Genomic DNA, 16,221 nt, shown 5'->3' on the forward strand with positions numbered 1-16,221 from the left:
GTCTAAAGGTAACGAGCCAAAACAACATGAAAACTGCATTTGCTATCTTGTCCATCGCGGTCTCTGCTTGCCAATTAACTGCGACAGTCCACTCGCTGAGCAGTGCCGCTGAGCTGACGCAACTCATTCGCGATCAGTTAGTGAAACCGGGAGATGAATTGGTGTGGAAAGATGGCGTCTATGCCGATGTGAAAATCGATCTAACGGGTATCAATGGTAAGCCAAATACGCTCATTGTCTTACGGGCCGAGACTTCGGGAGGCGTGCGTTTTACCGGCGCTAGCCAATTGTGGATAGGGGCCGATTACGCCGAGGTGTCAGGGTTTCGATTTGAAGCGATATCTAGCGTTGCTGCTCCTAGAAAGGTAATTTCCTTTCGAGGTGGAAATGATGACCCAGCCTATTTTAGCCGACTAACTGATGTCTCGATAATCGAGAGCGAGGCAGGGTTGCCAGTGTTGCAGGACTCCAAATGGGTCGTGATTTATGGTCAGCATAATCGCGTGGATCACTGTTATTTTTCCGGCAAGCGTTCACATGATAATCTCATGACAGTTTACCTAGATGAATCGAAATTGCCTTCATGGCATCAGATTGACTCAAACTATTTTGCCGATCGACAAGATGGCACGCTTGCGGGTGGGACAACGAACGGCTGGGAGATTATACGGATCGGCGACAGCAAGTCTTCCCAACAGCAGGCGCTTTGCCGTGTCGAAAGGAACTATTTTGAGCAATGCAATGGTGAGATAGAAATTATTTCGAACAAGTCCGGTAACAATATCTACTCGGGCAATGTATTTCGCGAATGCTCAGGGCAACTTACACTTCGCCATGGATTTGGCTGTCTGGTGATTGATAATCTCTTCATTGGTAGCCACGAAACCAAATACGAGGAAAGCGGTGTGCGTGTTATAGGGCCAGATCATTCGGTGATCGGGAATACCTTTGTTCAGTTGGACGGGGAGGGCTCGCGCGGGGCGTTGGTGTTATGCGAAGGAGTAAAGGATGGGCGAATCAATGAGTATTATCCTGTAACCAATGCGCTTGTGCGAGCGAATCAATATATCGATTGCAAGACACCGATTGTGGTTGGGGCAATGCATGGGCGAAAGGCTAAGGATAGTAAGCTCGTTGACGTCCCACCTACAGGCGTCGTCATCGATCAAAACGTTGTAATAGGCTCATCGCCTGTCTTTCAATTGCTTAGCGAGGAAAAGCCAGGGATCACATTACGCGACAATCTTGCTTACACGAACCGGGCCAACATCGTGATCCCTTGGGAGGCTGATGACGTCGTCAACTCTGCAGCCTTTACGGTTGTACCGCTCATAACGAATGACCTTTCCATTGAGAAATGGCATGCGCGAGCAGATCAAATTAGAGATTCGAGCGGCCCTAGCTGGAGGAAGTAACGCTATTTTCGGCTGCGTCTCTGGCGAGCTTGCGGCCACTGCGCTTGAGCAACTGTGCAATTGCTATCAGTGATGCTCCGCAGAAAATAAACGCGACTCGACCGCTCCAGGGATTGGGGATGAGCGCCATTAGCAGCATGAACGAACCGTAGGCTAAGGCGACGCGGCTGATGAGTCTCACCTGAATGCTGGGATCATCTTGCCCGGCATCGCGGTCACCAGCAACCACGGGTTTATCTACATCTTCAAAGAATTCCTTAACCTCTTGTTCGCGCTTTGCGGGAAGACGTTTGTCGAGGCTGCAGGCGATGAAGAACCAGCCGATGCCGACCACGAGGTTGGTGAGCACGCCGACGATTAGGACGGCATCGCCCGCTTCCCGGGTTGACAAGCTGAGTCCGAACATTGATTCCGCACGTTCAGGCGTTACGAGGGCTTTTACGGCAAAGGAATTGATGAGCCCGAGAATTACCGCCGACCACGCAGCCCAGTCGGGTGAGCGTCGGACGAATACAGCCAGCATTGCGGGCACGATTAGCGGCATGGCAACGAGGGTGCCAAATTGCAGCATGATCGTGAATAGCGACATGCCCTCCAATTGATTCAAACCAAGTGCGATCAAGATGATGATTGAGCCGAGGGAGACCGTGGTCACTTTACCCGCGAGCATGAGCTCCTTTTCATCTGCTTGTGGCCGACAAACGGTATAATAAAAATTCCGGACGAAGATGCCTGCGTTGCGATTCAACCCGCTATCCATAGACGACATCGTTGCGGCAAACATGCCGGATGCTAACATGCCCATCATACCGACGGGCAGCACTTGGAGGCAGATTGCGACGTACGCTACTTCGTTTGGCTTTTCAAGATTAGGGAACACGGCGCTCATATCTGGTATGAGTGAGGAAGCAGCCATGGGTGGGATGAACCAAATGATCGGTCCCACAAAAAAGAGCACCGTGGCCAGCAGCGCGGCTTTGCGCGCTTCACCTGTATTACGCGCCGAAAGGTAGCGTGAGGAGTCGAGTAGATTGTTTACATTCACCATCTGCTTGATGACGATGGCGAATATCCACAGGTAGATGATTTCAGAGCGAATTTCGAGCGTCCCGTTCTTACCGGTCAGTGGGACTGTTTCAAAAAATCCTTCGATGCCGCCGATGCGCGAAAGAGTGAAAACTGCCGCCACGACCGTAATCAGCATCAATACAACGACTTGGATGAAGTCGCTGGCCGAGACGGCCCAGGCACCGCCAAAAAGACTGATGAGAAGCACCGCCACTCCCGTGAGGATGATTGTGGTATTAACGTCGAAGTTGAAAACGGCAGCGAAAAATAGACCAAGTGCATTGAGCCAGATGCCTGCGTAGACTGTACCCAGAGGGATTTGTAACCAAGTAAAGACCTGCTCATTGACTTTGCCAAAGCGCCGCCGTACGGCTTCTACCGCAGTGATGACACGCGTTTGGCGAAACTTTGCCGCCGTGCACAGATAGTTAAACAAAAAGCCCAGGCCATTGGCGAAATAAAGGGCTAGAATGATGGCACCGTCTTGGTAGGCCTTGGCGGCTGCGCCGGTAAAGGTCCATGCGCTAAACTGCGTCATGAAGGCGGAACTGCCCGCCATCCACCAGAGCATGCTCCCGCCGCCACGAAAGTAGTCACTGGTGTTTGAGACTGCGCGGCGGAAGACCCAGCCGATCAGTAGCATGAAGGCGAAATAAGCGCCCAGGACGATGAGGTCGTAGGTAGAAAAGGTATCGGTCACGAGAATTTTGTCGCTTGACAGTCGCATTTAATAAATATTAAAAACATCTAAGCAAGCTAAATAATTCAACCATGTCTACCCCGATTATTTCGATTCCTAGCATACCACTCCGCTTGACGGCCAATCGTGTTTGGCGCTCTTATCGTGGGGGCAAGTTGCTGGATGAAATGAGCGATGTGGCTGAACCAAAGGATGCGCATTATCCGGAAGACTGGATTGGATCAGCGGTCGAGGCAATCAATCCGATTGAGCATCGAACACCTCGCGAAGGGGTGGCGATGGTGTCTGCCGCCGATGGAATGACATCAATCAGTCAGCTCTTCGAAGAACACGCGGAGTATTTTTTTGGAGCAGAGCACATTGCTCAATTTGGTGCTCAGCCAGAATTTTTGGTTAAATATATCGATTCGGCGGAGCGTTTGCATTTCCAGTGTCATCCCACAAAAGACTTTTCTCGAGAGCATCTGAAATCGTCCTATGGCAAGTTCGAGGCCTATTATGTTTTAGATGTTCGGCCCGATATGGGCCCCGGCGTTGTTTACGTAGGGTTCCAACGCCCCCCCGAACGCGATGTGCTTAAGGATATGATCGAGCGGCAGGATATTGACGCTCTATCCGAATGCTTTGATCCGATTCCCGTACAGCGTGGTGACGTGATTATCGTGCCTGGAGGAGTTCCCCATGCGCTTGGCGCTGGCGTGCTTCTCATTGAAATACTTGAACCGTCTGATTGGGTGGCGCGTTTTGAATTTTCGCGCGGTGGTTATGTGCTGCCAGAGAAGGATCGATTCATGGGTCGTGATCTCGATTTCGCCCTTGGGATGTTTGACTTGCGCGCGAAGGGCGCGGCGTTCGTTGAGTCCAACTATCTTTGCCAGCCGCAAGTCGTGAAACAGATCGAGCACGGTCGTCGTGAGCGGCTTATCGGCCTAGCGCAAACGGATTGCTTCCAAGTTTGGAAAACAACTTGGTCGGGCCGTGCGCAGCGCACAGTAAGCTCCTATTGTATCGCGATTGTTGTCGGTGGTGCCTGTCGTTTGGCGGGCCCTGATGGCTGGACCGCCGAATTGCGTAGATTTGACCGAGTCGTCATTCCTTATGGCATGGAATGGATTCGTATGGAATCCATCGGCGAATGTGAGTTGTTGGAATGCTATCCCCCATCTGCGAAGCCTGAACTCGAAACTTTTACCGTATGAGACAAAAACTATCCCTTCGTTTATTCGTTAGTTGCCTGATCCTTTGCGGATCGGCCCACGCAAAGCTGTCGCTAAATTCCTTGATTGGCGATGGCGCGGTTATTCAGCGGCATGCCGCAATTAAAATATGGGGCGAGGCCGATCCCGCTGCCAACGTCTCCGCGACTTTCGACGGAAAAGAGTTAATCGCCAATGCAGATGCATCGGGTGACTGGCTAATAGAATTCCCTGCCAAGGACGCTGGCGGACCTTACAGAATCACTGTTCGGTCCGGTGATGATACCCTAATAGTATCCGATGTCATGGTTGGTGATGTCTGGGTCTGTACTGGGCAGTCTAACATGTATTTCACGGTTAATAAATGTATCGACGCCGATGCTGCTGTGGCGGAGGCTAGTAATCCGAATCTCAGGCTTTTCACCGTAAAACGGACTGCAGCGGACGAGCCAGTGAAGAATGTACAAGGCTCTTGGCTGCCATGTAATCCCTACACCGTTGGTGGATTTTCTGCCGTGGGTTACTTTTTTGGCGATGCGATTCAGCGGGAAACTGATATTCCGATTGGGCTTATTATGTCTACCGTTGGCGGCACGCTGGCTAGTAACTGGACTAGCCGAGAAGTGCTTGAGAATAACCCGGAAGCCAGCTCACATTTTGAACGCTACGAGAGAGAAAAGGCCGCTTATCCTGAAGCACTCGCTGCCTACAAGGAAGCCGTTAAAACGAATCCAAAGGCAGAGAAGCCGCGCGGGCCCGAGAAGCGTCAGCCGACCGGCTACTATAATGGTATGATCGCGCCACTATTCGCTTATCCGATTGCTGGCGTTATTTGGTATCAGGGTGAATCTGACTCTTGGCAACATGAGCGCTACAATCGCTTTTTGCACGACCTGATTGATAATTGGCGGATAGGTTGGAACGAGCCTGAGATGCCATTTCTAATCGTTCAGCTTGCAGGTTTCGAAGGTAAGTCTGGCGTGAATGAGAACTACCCCGAAATACGTGAGATCCAGCGCCGCATTGCGATGGAGGCCAATAATGGACTAGCTGTTGCGATTGACGTTGGTGAGGCGAAGGATATTCATCCGCGCAATAAACGTCCAGTAGGAGAACGTTTAGCCAAGGTCGCTTTAGTCCAAGTATATGGCCAAGAAACGCCATATATGGGGCCGACTCCAGAAACCATCACGCTGGCTAACGGAGATGTAACCGTACGCTTTAAGACCGGCGCTGGGGCACTCGTTGATCAGGATGGGGGAGATTTACCCGGCTTTGAATTAGCTGATGCATCCGGCAAGTTTTTCCCGAGTGAGGCCCGTCTATCTGGTGACTCGGTCATCGTGTCTAGTCCTCGTGTGAAGCAACCAACCGCGGTGCGCTACGCATGGACAGGATTTCCGAAAGTCGATCTTTACAATGAGGCGGGGCTGCCCGCTTCACCCTTCCAAGAATCCATTACCCAATAGCAGTATGAAAATGGAAAAATACCCTAGCCTCCGTGGCTTTACCCTAGTCGAGTTGCTAACTGTTGTCGCTATCATCGGCGTTTTGTCGGCGATATTGATTCCGACGATTGGTTCTGTTCGTGCCAGTGCCAGAGCAGCGCAGGGAGCATCGAATCTACGTCAAATGGGCGTGGGTATGCAGGCATACGCGGCTGATCATCAGGGCTTCCTGCCGCGTGTGACTATAAAGAAGTCTGATTGGAATAAAGAGCACCCTGACGATCAGGTGGGTGGCGACCAAATGTGGACAAAGTTACTCAGAGATTATCTGCCGCAACAATCTGGTTCGAAAACTGGGCAGGAGAACCAAATATTTGTTTGTCCAAACGCAGAGTACACTAAGTCTAACGGTGAACTATATGAATCAGATAAATTATCTCGCACATATACAGCCACTGAAACTTTGTTTGGGATTCGTGTATTGAGCAGTGGAACGAAAGTGCGGGATTCAAAAACCTCTCGGTCACTGGCGACTATTGAAGATCCGTCTAAAACACTTCTCGTTTTAGATGGTAAGCAGAGCGGGACAACAGGCGGTTGTGCATCGTCAACGATTTGGAGCCAGGTGCAGGGTGATCTGAATTTGGAAAATCCTGATTCATCAAGCTATCTGGATTTTCGGCAACCGAGCGACTCCATTAATGTACTTTTTGTCGATGGTCGTGTGTCGCGTCTTGGCTTTCAGGATCTTTCCACTATTGAAGAGAAGCAATGGCACGGACGCCTCTAATTTCAATTGATATGCTGACTCTCAAAGATGTTTCTCCGCTTGCCTGGTGTTTTTCCAGCATGGGTTGTGCAGAGCTTTCCCTTGTGGAAATTCTGGGCATGGCTCATCGCTATGGTGTTCCTCAAGTAGAACTGCGGGCGGTAGGCGGACAGCTCAACATTCCTGCCTATGCGAAAGAGCAACATTGGCTTGAGCAATCCCGTGAGGCGTTGCTGGTTGGTGGAGCGACGTCGGTGGTCGGGATGAATTCATCGGCGAAACTATCTCAACCTTTTGCGGAGGCCGCTGAGGAGATCACTGCTTTTGCGCCACTGATGGAGCACTTGGGAGCGGTTAGCCTACGCGTGTTCGATGGCATGCTGGACCTGGGGCAGGGGGGGGGCGTTTGGCGATGGTTGGACGCTTGGGAGTCTTTGCGCGAAGCGAATAACTGGGACTTCAACATAGCGATTGAAACCCATGATTCGTTATTACATGCGGATGACATTGTGCGGATATTCTCACGTGGGCATCCTCATGTTGATCTGCTTTGGGATTCTCATCATACGTGGAAACGAACTGGTGCTGATCCCGTAGAAACATGGAACGTGGTTAAGCCTTGGACCAAGCATATTCATGTGAAGGACAGTATTTCCCAGCCTAGTGCTCGGCATCCGTTTACTTATGTATTGCCGGGGGGGGGGGAGTTTCCGCTATTGCCGTTATTGGATCAGTTGGCGGCGGATGATTTTGCAGGCCCAGTGAGTCTGGAATGGGAACGCCTCTGGCATCCTTATATGCCGACGTTGGACATCGCGTTGGCTGAGCTGATCGAGTTATTGAACCGCGAGTAAGCGGTTGGTTGGGGGGATTCGTTGGCGATATTCCGTGGGGGGGCGATTCAACGTTGGGTGTGAATGGTGTTTAATAGCTTAATGTTGTAGCGCCTTGGTCTTCTTGAAGTGAGTGCTATGCTGGCGTCTTCTGCTATTCAGATTACCCTTATATAACCCCTAAGTTAAAGATACGAATCATTTGGTTCAGCGTAATGCTGTTACCCCTTGGATTGCGTATATAAATACCCTATGAAAAAGACGACCTTCGTTCCGGCTGTACTACTGCTGCTGTCTTTGTCAGCGCTTCAGGCAGCCGATTTCTACATGACCCCATCTGGAGCAAATAGCGAAGATGGTTCCGATTGGGCTAATGCTCTGCCCGCTTCGTCTATTGGCACAACGCTCAATACCACAATGGGCCCTGGCGACACGCTGTTTATTGGGTCCGGAGACTACATTAATATTGGAATCACATTGGATTCTGACGGCACATCCGGTTCTCCAAAAACGATTACCGGCGTCGATACCGGCGGTGGCATTCCGCACTTCAATGGGAATCCATCCTGGGTTCGTTCCAATCCAGATTCCGGTCGATGGCAGATTTTGACTGTTCGTGGAGACTACTGGGTCGTGGAAAATCTTGAGCTAAGCCATGTTCGCTATGCAATTCGAAATACGAATGCTGATTCGGCGACGAACATCACATTTCGAGACATTACGATGCATGATGTGCGCCACGGCGTCTATGTGAATTATATGGATAACTCGACGTTCGAGAACTGTGTGGTTCAAGAATACACGAAGCAAGGTTTCCGTCTGGATCGCGGTTGTGATAATGTCACCTTTACCGATTGCTATGCTGATTTGACGGGAGGAGATACTTCCTGGTGGGATTACTCGGAGAATTTCCCCTATGGATTCGTTGTTAACAAAGGTAGCACGATAAATTCTAACATTACTTTCGAGTACTGTGTGGCCATCGACAACAGGAAGAACAATCAGTTAGACTCAGATGGCGACCCCTTAAGCTACTGGAATGGAGACGGTTTCGTGGTTGAGGACAACACCGGTGGTATCACTGAATTTATCGGTTGCTTGTCGATCAACAACGAAGACGGTGGCTACGACATTAAGTCCGAGGCAAGTTTCGTGGATTGCACCGCAGTAAAGAACTATCGTGGCTTCCGGCTTTGGCATACGACGAAGACACTGGAGAACTGCGTGGCGACTTATCCCTTTAGGCGTTCCACTGGCAATCCAAGTGGCAGCGATACGAGCTCGGGTTCCGGAGTGTGGACTCAAAACGGTACGTCCACTTTGTCTAACTTTACCTTTCATGGAAATAATGGCCGTGGCCTAGACGAGGCAGGCAGCGGCGGCTTGACTGCGACTGACAGCATTATCTCATTTTCTGGAGCCTCTGGGAGCTTCACCAGCGGATCAGTTACGCTTGGTGCTGGCTCGGTGACTTATCGCCCCGGTAGCGGCACTGATCCAGATTTCGTGAATCCATCTTCTGCTTGGGATGGATCTGGCGACGACATGAACAGCCAAACCTACGCGGATACCAAAGGTTACTTCTACGGAACAGTGGTTGCACCGACAGCGTCGGTGATCGCGGTTAATCTCTCGGACAGTACCAATACATTCTTAGCGCCTACCGATGTTGTTGGCGTCCTGCCCACAGCTAATTGGAACAATAGTACCGTAAACAATGAAACCATTACAGACTTGGTCGACGATACGGGCGCAGCGACGACAGCGGATGTCTCATTTGTGAACACACCTTATTACTACGAGAATACGACTCCGACTTATTCGGTGCCGCTGGATGATGATTCCAAAATGATGAGGGGCACTCGCGCGCTGAGCAACGGCTCTGCGACAGCCGCGAGTTTTGATGAGATCCCCTTTGCCGAATACGATGTGTATGTTTATTGGGGCGGTCGGAAATCGGGTGAAACCGTGCCAGCTGTGCTTCAGGTCGATTATCAAACCGATAGTGGTGGCACTTGGGTGACACAAGACACGCTCTACATGATGGATGGTAACCATTCCTGGGATGGAACGTATGATGAATCAACGGCAACGACCTCAGGTGCAGCTGTGGATGGCAATGATTATGTAGTCTTCCGCGGCCAAACTGCATCCAGCTTCCGTATCCGTGGAAATTGTGGCCGCCGAACTGGGATCTGTGGCATCCAGATCGTCGAACGCACTGAGGAGTATGTGGTGATCGGCGATACAATTGGAATGAACCTAGCCAACACTGGATCAACGCTCGATCCAGCGGATGTTGCTGGTGTGATACCCATGCCAAATTGGAATAATAGCACGGTTGGCAACGAGACCATTACCAATGCGGTGAACGATGCAGGGGTTGCGACAACAGTCGATTTCGATTTTGTAAATACCGCCTTCTACTATACAAATGCGACCCCAACTTACTCGGCACCTTATGAAGCAGATTCACTCCTGATGCGGGGGACTCGTGGGCTCAGCAATGGCTCGTCAACGCGCGTTGAGGTGGATGAAATTCCTTACGCTGTCTATGATGTATACGTCTACTGGGGCGGAAGAAAAACTGGCGAAACGGTGCCGGCAGAAATGAAAATTGAATTCCAAACTGACAGTGGCGGCACTTGGGTGACACAAGATACGCGTTACATGCTGGATACGAACCATTCATGGGATGGCACTTATGACGAATCCACAGCAGCCACAACAGGCACCGCAGTGGATGGCAATGATTACGTGGTCTTCCGTGGTCAAACCGCATCCAGCTTTCAAGTCAAGGGAACTTGCGGGAGACGGACTGGATTCAATGCATTGCAAATTGTTGAGCAGTAACTCGTAACTTTGAATCGACACTAGGATGGCCAACTAGGCGGTTCGCTGAGGGGAGGTGACGACCTCTCCATCAGCAACCAGCTTAGTTGGTCATTAACTCGTTATGCGGGCAGGCGTTGTTGTTTGGAATAGTCGAAGTGTGTTAGATAATAGCTTCACTGTAGTTCTGATCTCGCTGGGGCGAAGATTCGCTAAACTGCTTTATTTATCGTCCCCTCATGCCTATCCAATTCTATTAGTTATACGATGCGCTTCCTAATGTTCTTCATTTCCTTCCGCGTGATGCGACCTAGCGTCTTGTTCGCAACTACTTTGGCTGTTTCGACTGCTTGTTTTGCACAAGAGAGTGAAATACAAATAAATGCGAATGTTCCTTATCGGCCCGAGCTTGCGGATGATGCATACGCTCAAGAATTCTGTAAACTCGACATCTACCAGCCAGCAAAAGACGTCTCAAATGCACCAATCCTAATTTGGTTTCATGGGGGTGGTCTTGAGGGTGGAAGCAAAACAAGTGGCTTGACCAAAAAGCTGGCAGAAAGTTTTGCGGCACAGGGAGTGATCGTTGTGGTGCCTGACTATCGCCTAAGCCCCAACGTGACATTTCCAACCTATTTGGAGGATGCGGCTAGAGTCGTTTCTTACACACAGACTTACATCGCCTCATCGCAAAACGGGGCTGATGTTTTCGTCGGAGGGCATTCTGCTGGTGGCTACATCGTATCGCTGTTGGCCATGGATCTCCATTATTTGAAAGATGCTGGAGTCGACGAAACGACGTTGGCTGGTTTTATACCTGTGAGCGGACAAGTCATGACTCATTTCACCGTTGCGAAAGAAAAAGGCATTGCCCGTCCTGCCATCATTGCAGACGAGGCAGCTCCCATTTATCATATACGAAAAGAGACTGCTCCGATCTTGGTCATTATGGGTGGAGATGATTGGCCTGCGCGATTAGAAGAAAACCGATATTATGTAGCGGTCATGAGGAAAGTTGCTGAAAACAACAGCATCGCTCTCGTCGAAGTGGATGACAGAACTCATAGCTCGATACTCAAAGGGCTGTCTTCGCCGGATGATCCGGCTGCCATTGCAGCGTTATCTTTCATTAGAACAAAAAAGCTGCCACCGGACGAGATCATCGAAAATAATTAGACGAATCGGCTTTCGCCATGCTCACAGGGTATCCCGTCAATCAAAGTTGGGGGGGCGCTTAATTTGGACTTCGCTTTTGCCAGTGATTAAGCGCGCGCCACGATCGCCAAAAAAATAAGTCCATGCCCAGCCAAATCCGACTGCGAGCCGACTGCGAAAGTTCACCAGAAATAGTATATGAACGACTGCCCAGATGACCCACGCAGGGAAACCGGCTAGCTTGCAGCCAAAAATTTCCGCCACGGCCTTATTACGCCCGATGGTTGCCAAGTTTCCCTTGTCGAAATAATTGAAGACGCCACGGTCAGGTGCCTGCTCTTCCTTTTCGTTGGCCTTTAATTCTCGTCGAATTATTTTGCCAACGAAGCTGCCGCCCTGAAGCGCACCTTGGGCAACGCCTGGAACTGGCTTGCCAGTCTTACCATCAACGGCTGCCGCTTGGTCACCGATGACAAACGCATTGGGATAGCTCGGTATACTTAGGTCTGGGTTGACCTTTACCCGGCCTGACCGATCCAACGGGACACCCAGTGTTTCACCGATGGAGGACGCTTTAACGCCTGCCGCCCAGAATACATTATGGGCGGCAATGAAAGTCTCTCCGCACATTACACCGTCCGACCGAACCTCAGTGACACGTTGGTTCAAGATGATTTCCACGCCGATGGCTTCCAGTTGGCGTTGAGCAGAAAGCGACGATTCTTCGGGAAATGCTTCGAGGACGCGTGGTCCGCCTTGGATTAAGATCACCCGCGCGGTGGCGGTGTCCACGTGACGAAAATCCGCCGGAATGGTATTGCGCGCGACTTCGGCCATTGCACCAGCCAACTCACAGCCCGTGGGCCCTGCACCAACAACTACAAACGTCAGACTGGCACGCCGCGCATCGGGGTCGGTTTCGATTTCAGCCGATTCGAACGCGAGGAGGAAGCGCCGTCGAATTTCCGTAGCGTCCTCAATGGTCTTTAAGCCAGGTGCATCCTTGCCCCATTGCTCGTTGCCAAAGTAGGAATGTGTGGCGCCTGCCGCCAGCACGAGGTAGTCATAGGGAATTGGCTGGTCTTCGATAAAAATGCGTTGCTGCTGTAAATCGATTTTTTCAACGGTGCCGAGGACGACACTCACGTTTTTTTGATGGCGAAATATTTTGCGGATTGGAGACGCGATATCCGACGGATTGAGCGCCGCCGTTGCCACTTGATAGAGTAATGGCTGAAACAAATGATAGTTCCGTCGATCCACTAGGCCGATTTCGACTGGTAGGCCGCGCAACTCTTTTGCTGCCGCCACGCCCCCAAATCCTCCTCCAATGATTAAAATGCGTTTCATTGCTTTTCCCCGATGGCGTCCTTTTTCTTTTATTCATGCTAAGGACGCAACCTAAAGACGATTTATCCTGTCGAGTTAAAGAGTGGTGTTGCTCGCAAAAACATTGAGCATACTTTCTATTTTATCTCCTTAATCCTATGACAATACATACATGGCAACAGTGGCGGGAACTTGCGGCAACCAACCCTCAACGGGCAGCAGACGACTTTCGGCAAGCAGTGGCAGCATTGCCCGAACCAGTGCGCCGTGCGGTGTTTATGTGGATGCCCGAACGGGATGCACTTACTGAGGCCTTTGCTCGCGGCGCATTGATTGGCGGGCCTTTGGGGGGCGTCCCATATGTGCTTAAAGACTTGTTCGATGTGGTAGGCGCTCCGACGACTGCGGGCTCGGGTTTTTTAACCGAAGTTCGGCCAACTCCTCAAATGAACGCTAAGGTGGCTGAGGTTCTCGCTGCTCAAGGCGCAGTGTTGAGTGGCAAGGTAAGCATGGTCGAATTTGCCTATGGCATGTCGGGCGAAAATCTGTGGTTCGGCGATGTGCCGCACCCACGCATACCGACTGCGCTCGCAGGCGGGTCGAGTAGCGGTTCGGCCTTTGCTGTCGGGCGCGGATTGACGCCTTTTTCTATTGGCACCGATACGGCTGGCTCCATGCGTGTACCCGCTGCCTATTGCGGGCTTTATGCCTGGCGCGACATCCCAGGCCCGCTTTCGCAGGAGGGTTGTTTCCCGCTGGCATCGAGCTTTGATACGACGGGCTGGTTTACTCAAACGGCCGAAGAATTGTTGGTGCTTAATGATCTCTTCCTGGGCCAAGGGCCTGCTGCTGACTGCGTGCGAATCCTCGATCTGACGGATTTAAGCGCTGGGTTGACGCCTGAATTACGAGAGGCGGGTAATGCTTGGTTGGCTAGAAAGGAAGCGACGGCCAACGCTGAAGCCCTTGCTTTGGCGCAACGTCACTTCGCCGATGCGGCCCGAGCTTACAATGTCCTTGGCAGCCGTGAAGCTTATGTGACGCATGCTCCTTGGCTGGATGAATACCGAGCACGGTACGATCCCATTGTCTGGGGCCGCATTGATCGTGGTCGCCGTTGGAGTAAGGCAGACATCACCTTTGCGACTGCCAAGCAAGCCGAGGTCAAGGAGGCGTGGTCATTGCTTCTGGCTGACTACGACGCCATCGCGCTGCCGATCACGCCGATCCCTTCTCCGGGTAAGGCTGTGATGACAGAAGACTACCGGTCGGAACTACTTTCACTCACCGCACCAGCCAGCTTAGGGCATTGTCCTGCATTAACGATACCACTGTGCTTGTCCGATGGGACTAGCGGTGGCTTGCAGTTGGTGATGGCGAATGATACCCGCCAAGCGGTTGCCAAAACTCTGTTGGCAACCGATTAGCAGAGAATCTTATTTGGAGCTGTCTGTGCTTAGAACAGGTTCTTGATTGCGCTGCCGGCATCCATTAGCTGGCTGCCTTGCTCACGCAGTTGCTGGAGCTGGGTGCCGGTTTCACCGAGGAGAGGCAGGGAGGCGTCGATGACTTGATCGACAATGCCTTTTTGACTCGCGCTCATGTCAGTGCTACCAAGCGATTTGACAAGGTTGGTTGCGCCGCCGAGCAGGTCGGTGCCTTTAAACTTATTGATCGCGGTGTCAATTATGCTGGGGGTTGGTGTTGAACCACCACTGAAGGCGTCTGCCAAGATTGAAGCCGAGCTCAGGGAGACGGTGTCTTTCAAGGTAATTGGATTGATGCCATCCTTGCCGCTTAGGGCGGAGAGTGCGGTGAGGCTTGACAGCGAACCGTTGACATCACCCTTGGCGAGCGAGCTGCTGAGGCTGTCGACGCTGGATTTAACGACGGCGTCCGTAGCTTGGCGTTTTAGTGAATCCAGCGAGCTTTCCAATTGAGCGGCGGCTTGGGTGCCAAGCTGTTCGGTGAGCTGCTGTTGTAGAGAAGACATGCTAGAGGCGACCGGTGCCTTGGTTTCTGGTACTGCTGGCTTGGTTGGTTCAACATGGTTGACGGCTGTCGCCATTGTCTTTTCGGCCTCTTCTTTGACTTCTACTGCCTTGGTTTCAACTGTCTTGGCGGCAGTTTTAGCACCTTCGGTGGCCTCATCAGCCATCTTACTCACGGCGTTTTCGGTCTTAGCATAATCTTGCTTGGCCTCTTCTTTGGCTTCTTTAGCGACTTCTTCAGGTTTTTCGCTTCCACAGCCAGTAAAGCTGGCGGCAATGGCGGATAAAGTGAGGACGGATATTGTGCGATAGAATGGTTTCATAGAATTTATAGATTAAGTGGTTAAACGACATTCTGTTCATTACGGGCGCGGTGCCAAGTCGACATTTCGTTATAAATTCATGTCAGTTGTTCCAATTGTCAGGGGCAATAACCATTGCTCTCAGCGTGAATTACGCCAAGGTCCCAGCTCATGGAAATGGGCGGATTTTGGCTGGAAAAATACATCGCTGAGGGAGGAGGGGCAATTACCTTCGCACAGTTCATGGCTTTGGCGCTATACCACCCTGAGCATGGTTACTACGCGGCTCAAATTGATGACGTGGGACGTGCGGGGGATTTTTCGACTTCCGCCACGCTATGTCCGGCCTTTGGTGAAGCGATTGCTTCTTGGGCATTGGCCCGCTCGCATGAGGATTTTCCAATGAATGACTTCGCATTGATCGAACTCGGTGCGGGCAATGGCCAGTTGGCAGAAAGCTTTTTGACGGCTTGGCGAAAAAATAATGGGCCAGCTGTTCCTTACATAGCCATTGATGTTTCCACCCGCCTACGGCCCATGCTGGCCGCGCGCGCTGAGCAAGTAGGCTTCTTGATTCAGGATAATTTGCCCGCCGCGCTTGCTGCCGCCAATGGGCGGGCTCTCATCTTCAGCAATGAGTTGGTGGACGCCTTTCCAGCGCGTCAACTCTGTTGGGACGATAATGATTGGCGTGAGGTTGGTCTGTGTTTGGAGGGCGGTGCACTCGTTGAGGAAATTCTGCCGTTTACAGATGCGGTTGATGCCGAGGCTCCGGCTGAGCCTCGTTCCGGGCAGTGCATTTTTATCCACCCAAGCTACCACGAATGGTTACGCTCAGAATTGGCCCACTGGCACCATGGCCGCATGCTGACGATCGACTACGGCGCTGCGCGTCCAGCAGCGGAATGTCGTGCCTACCTTGGCCAAGAACGCCGTGAGGGGAGCGAAGTTTATAAGCAGGCTGGCCAGCAGGACATCACGTGCGACGTCAATTTTGCGGACCTTCAGCGGTGGGGCGAGCAGTTGGGCTGGCAGACGATTTTCCGCGAAACTCAGGGAGACTTTCTCGAGAACTGGCTCTCTGATGCTGCCTCCCGCGCTAAAATCGATGCCGTACTTGGCTTCCTGATGAATCCCTTTGCGGCCGGAGGGGCCTTTCTGGCATTGGAGCAGCGTCGTTAAC

Annotated in this window: 12 protein-coding genes; 9 read left to right on the plus strand and 3 right to left on the minus strand. The window is 51.6% G+C overall.

From position 1 onward, the window contains the following. Positions 1-26: 26 nt before the first annotated feature. A complete protein-coding gene (locus tag IE065_RS06240; RefSeq protein ID WP_189512985.1) occupies positions 27-1,415 on the plus strand; it encodes a polysaccharide lyase 6 family protein in 1,389 nt (462 codons plus the stop codon). Here the strand turns inward: IE065_RS06240 and IE065_RS06245 are convergent. Beyond that, complete coding sequence (locus tag IE065_RS06245) at positions 1,399-3,210, minus strand: sodium:solute symporter family protein (protein WP_200163256.1); 1,812 nt, start codon at positions 3,208-3,210, stop codon at positions 1,399-1,401. The genes IE065_RS06240 and IE065_RS06245 overlap by 17 nt on opposite strands. A gap of 44 nt (positions 3,211-3,254) precedes the next feature. Between IE065_RS06245 and IE065_RS06250 the strand changes: the two genes are divergently transcribed. The 6 genes from IE065_RS06250 (at position 3,255) to IE065_RS06275 (ending at position 11,437) form a co-directional block, all read left to right on the plus strand. Next, positions 3,255-4,382 (plus strand): class I mannose-6-phosphate isomerase, encoded by a 1,128-nt coding sequence (locus IE065_RS06250; protein ID WP_189512986.1) that lies wholly within the window; start codon positions 3,255-3,257, stop codon positions 4,380-4,382. Beyond that, positions 4,379-5,848 (plus strand): sialate O-acetylesterase, encoded by a 1,470-nt coding sequence (locus IE065_RS06255; RefSeq protein ID WP_189512988.1) that lies wholly within the window; start codon positions 4,379-4,381, stop codon positions 5,846-5,848. Before IE065_RS06250 ends, IE065_RS06255 begins: the two co-directional genes overlap by 4 nt. A gap of 4 nt (positions 5,849-5,852) precedes the next feature. Next, positions 5,853-6,617 (plus strand): type II secretion system protein, encoded by a 765-nt coding sequence (locus tag IE065_RS06260; RefSeq protein WP_189512990.1) that lies wholly within the window; start codon positions 5,853-5,855, stop codon positions 6,615-6,617. 11 nt (positions 6,618-6,628) lie between these two features. Further along, positions 6,629-7,450 (plus strand): sugar phosphate isomerase/epimerase family protein, encoded by an 822-nt coding sequence (locus IE065_RS06265; RefSeq protein ID WP_189512992.1) that lies wholly within the window; start codon positions 6,629-6,631, stop codon positions 7,448-7,450. A gap of 231 nt (positions 7,451-7,681) precedes the next feature. Further along, complete coding sequence (locus IE065_RS06270; protein ID WP_189512994.1) at positions 7,682-10,282, plus strand: right-handed parallel beta-helix repeat-containing protein; 2,601 nt, start codon at positions 7,682-7,684, stop codon at positions 10,280-10,282. A gap of 234 nt (positions 10,283-10,516) precedes the next feature. Continuing rightward, positions 10,517-11,437, plus strand: coding sequence for an alpha/beta hydrolase (locus IE065_RS06275; RefSeq protein WP_268244953.1), 921 nt, complete (start codon positions 10,517-10,519; stop codon positions 11,435-11,437). 36 nt (positions 11,438-11,473) lie between these two features. Here the strand turns inward: IE065_RS06275 and IE065_RS06280 are convergent, their stop codons facing one another. Continuing rightward, positions 11,474-12,766, minus strand: coding sequence for an NAD(P)/FAD-dependent oxidoreductase (locus IE065_RS06280; protein ID WP_189512998.1), 1,293 nt, complete (start codon positions 12,764-12,766; stop codon positions 11,474-11,476). Positions 12,767-12,903: 137 nt separating this feature from the next. Here IE065_RS06280 and IE065_RS06285 point away from each other — a divergent pair, with 137 nt between their 5' ends. Next, complete coding sequence (locus tag IE065_RS06285) at positions 12,904-14,172, plus strand: amidase (RefSeq protein WP_189513001.1); 1,269 nt, start codon at positions 12,904-12,906, stop codon at positions 14,170-14,172. 29 nt (positions 14,173-14,201) lie between these two features. On the opposite strand, the gene IE065_RS06290 is transcribed toward IE065_RS06285, so the two are convergent. Continuing rightward, the gene (locus IE065_RS06290; RefSeq protein ID WP_189513003.1) at positions 14,202-15,059 is read right to left on the minus strand and encodes a hypothetical protein; all 858 of its coding nucleotides are present in this window, start codon (positions 15,057-15,059) and stop codon (positions 14,202-14,204) included. A gap of 150 nt (positions 15,060-15,209) precedes the next feature. Between IE065_RS06290 and IE065_RS06295 the strand changes: the two genes are divergently transcribed. After that, entirely contained in the window at positions 15,210-16,220 is a 1,011-nt protein-coding gene (locus IE065_RS06295; RefSeq protein WP_189513005.1) for an SAM-dependent methyltransferase, read from the plus strand. The last annotated feature ends 1 nt before the right edge of the window (position 16,221 follow it).

It is taken from the genome of Cerasicoccus arenae, from assembly GCF_014651635.1.
GTDB classification, from domain to species: domain Bacteria; phylum Verrucomicrobiota; class Verrucomicrobiia; order Opitutales; family Cerasicoccaceae; genus Cerasicoccus; species Cerasicoccus arenae.

Coding starts and splice junctions, on each gene's coding strand:
- IE065_RS06240 (WP_189512985.1), top strand. CDS start 27: ATGAAAACTGCATTTGCTATCTTGTCCATCGCGGTCTCTGCTTGCCAA.
- IE065_RS06245 (WP_200163256.1), bottom strand. CDS start 3,210: ATGCGACTGTCAAGCGACAAAATTCTCGTGACCGATACCTTTTCTACC.
- IE065_RS06250 (WP_189512986.1), top strand. CDS start 3,255: ATGTCTACCCCGATTATTTCGATTCCTAGCATACCACTCCGCTTGACG.
- IE065_RS06255 (WP_189512988.1), top strand. CDS start 4,379: ATGAGACAAAAACTATCCCTTCGTTTATTCGTTAGTTGCCTGATCCTT.
- IE065_RS06260 (WP_189512990.1), top strand. CDS start 5,853: ATGAAAATGGAAAAATACCCTAGCCTCCGTGGCTTTACCCTAGTCGAG.
- IE065_RS06265 (WP_189512992.1), top strand. CDS start 6,629: ATGCTGACTCTCAAAGATGTTTCTCCGCTTGCCTGGTGTTTTTCCAGC.
- IE065_RS06270 (WP_189512994.1), top strand. CDS start 7,682: ATGAAAAAGACGACCTTCGTTCCGGCTGTACTACTGCTGCTGTCTTTG.
- IE065_RS06280 (WP_189512998.1), bottom strand. CDS start 12,766: ATGAAACGCATTTTAATCATTGGAGGAGGATTTGGGGGCGTGGCGGCA.
- IE065_RS06285 (WP_189513001.1), top strand. CDS start 12,904: ATGACAATACATACATGGCAACAGTGGCGGGAACTTGCGGCAACCAAC.
- IE065_RS06290 (WP_189513003.1), bottom strand. CDS start 15,059: ATGAAACCATTCTATCGCACAATATCCGTCCTCACTTTATCCGCCATT.
- IE065_RS06295 (WP_189513005.1), top strand. CDS start 15,210: ATGGAAATGGGCGGATTTTGGCTGGAAAAATACATCGCTGAGGGAGGA.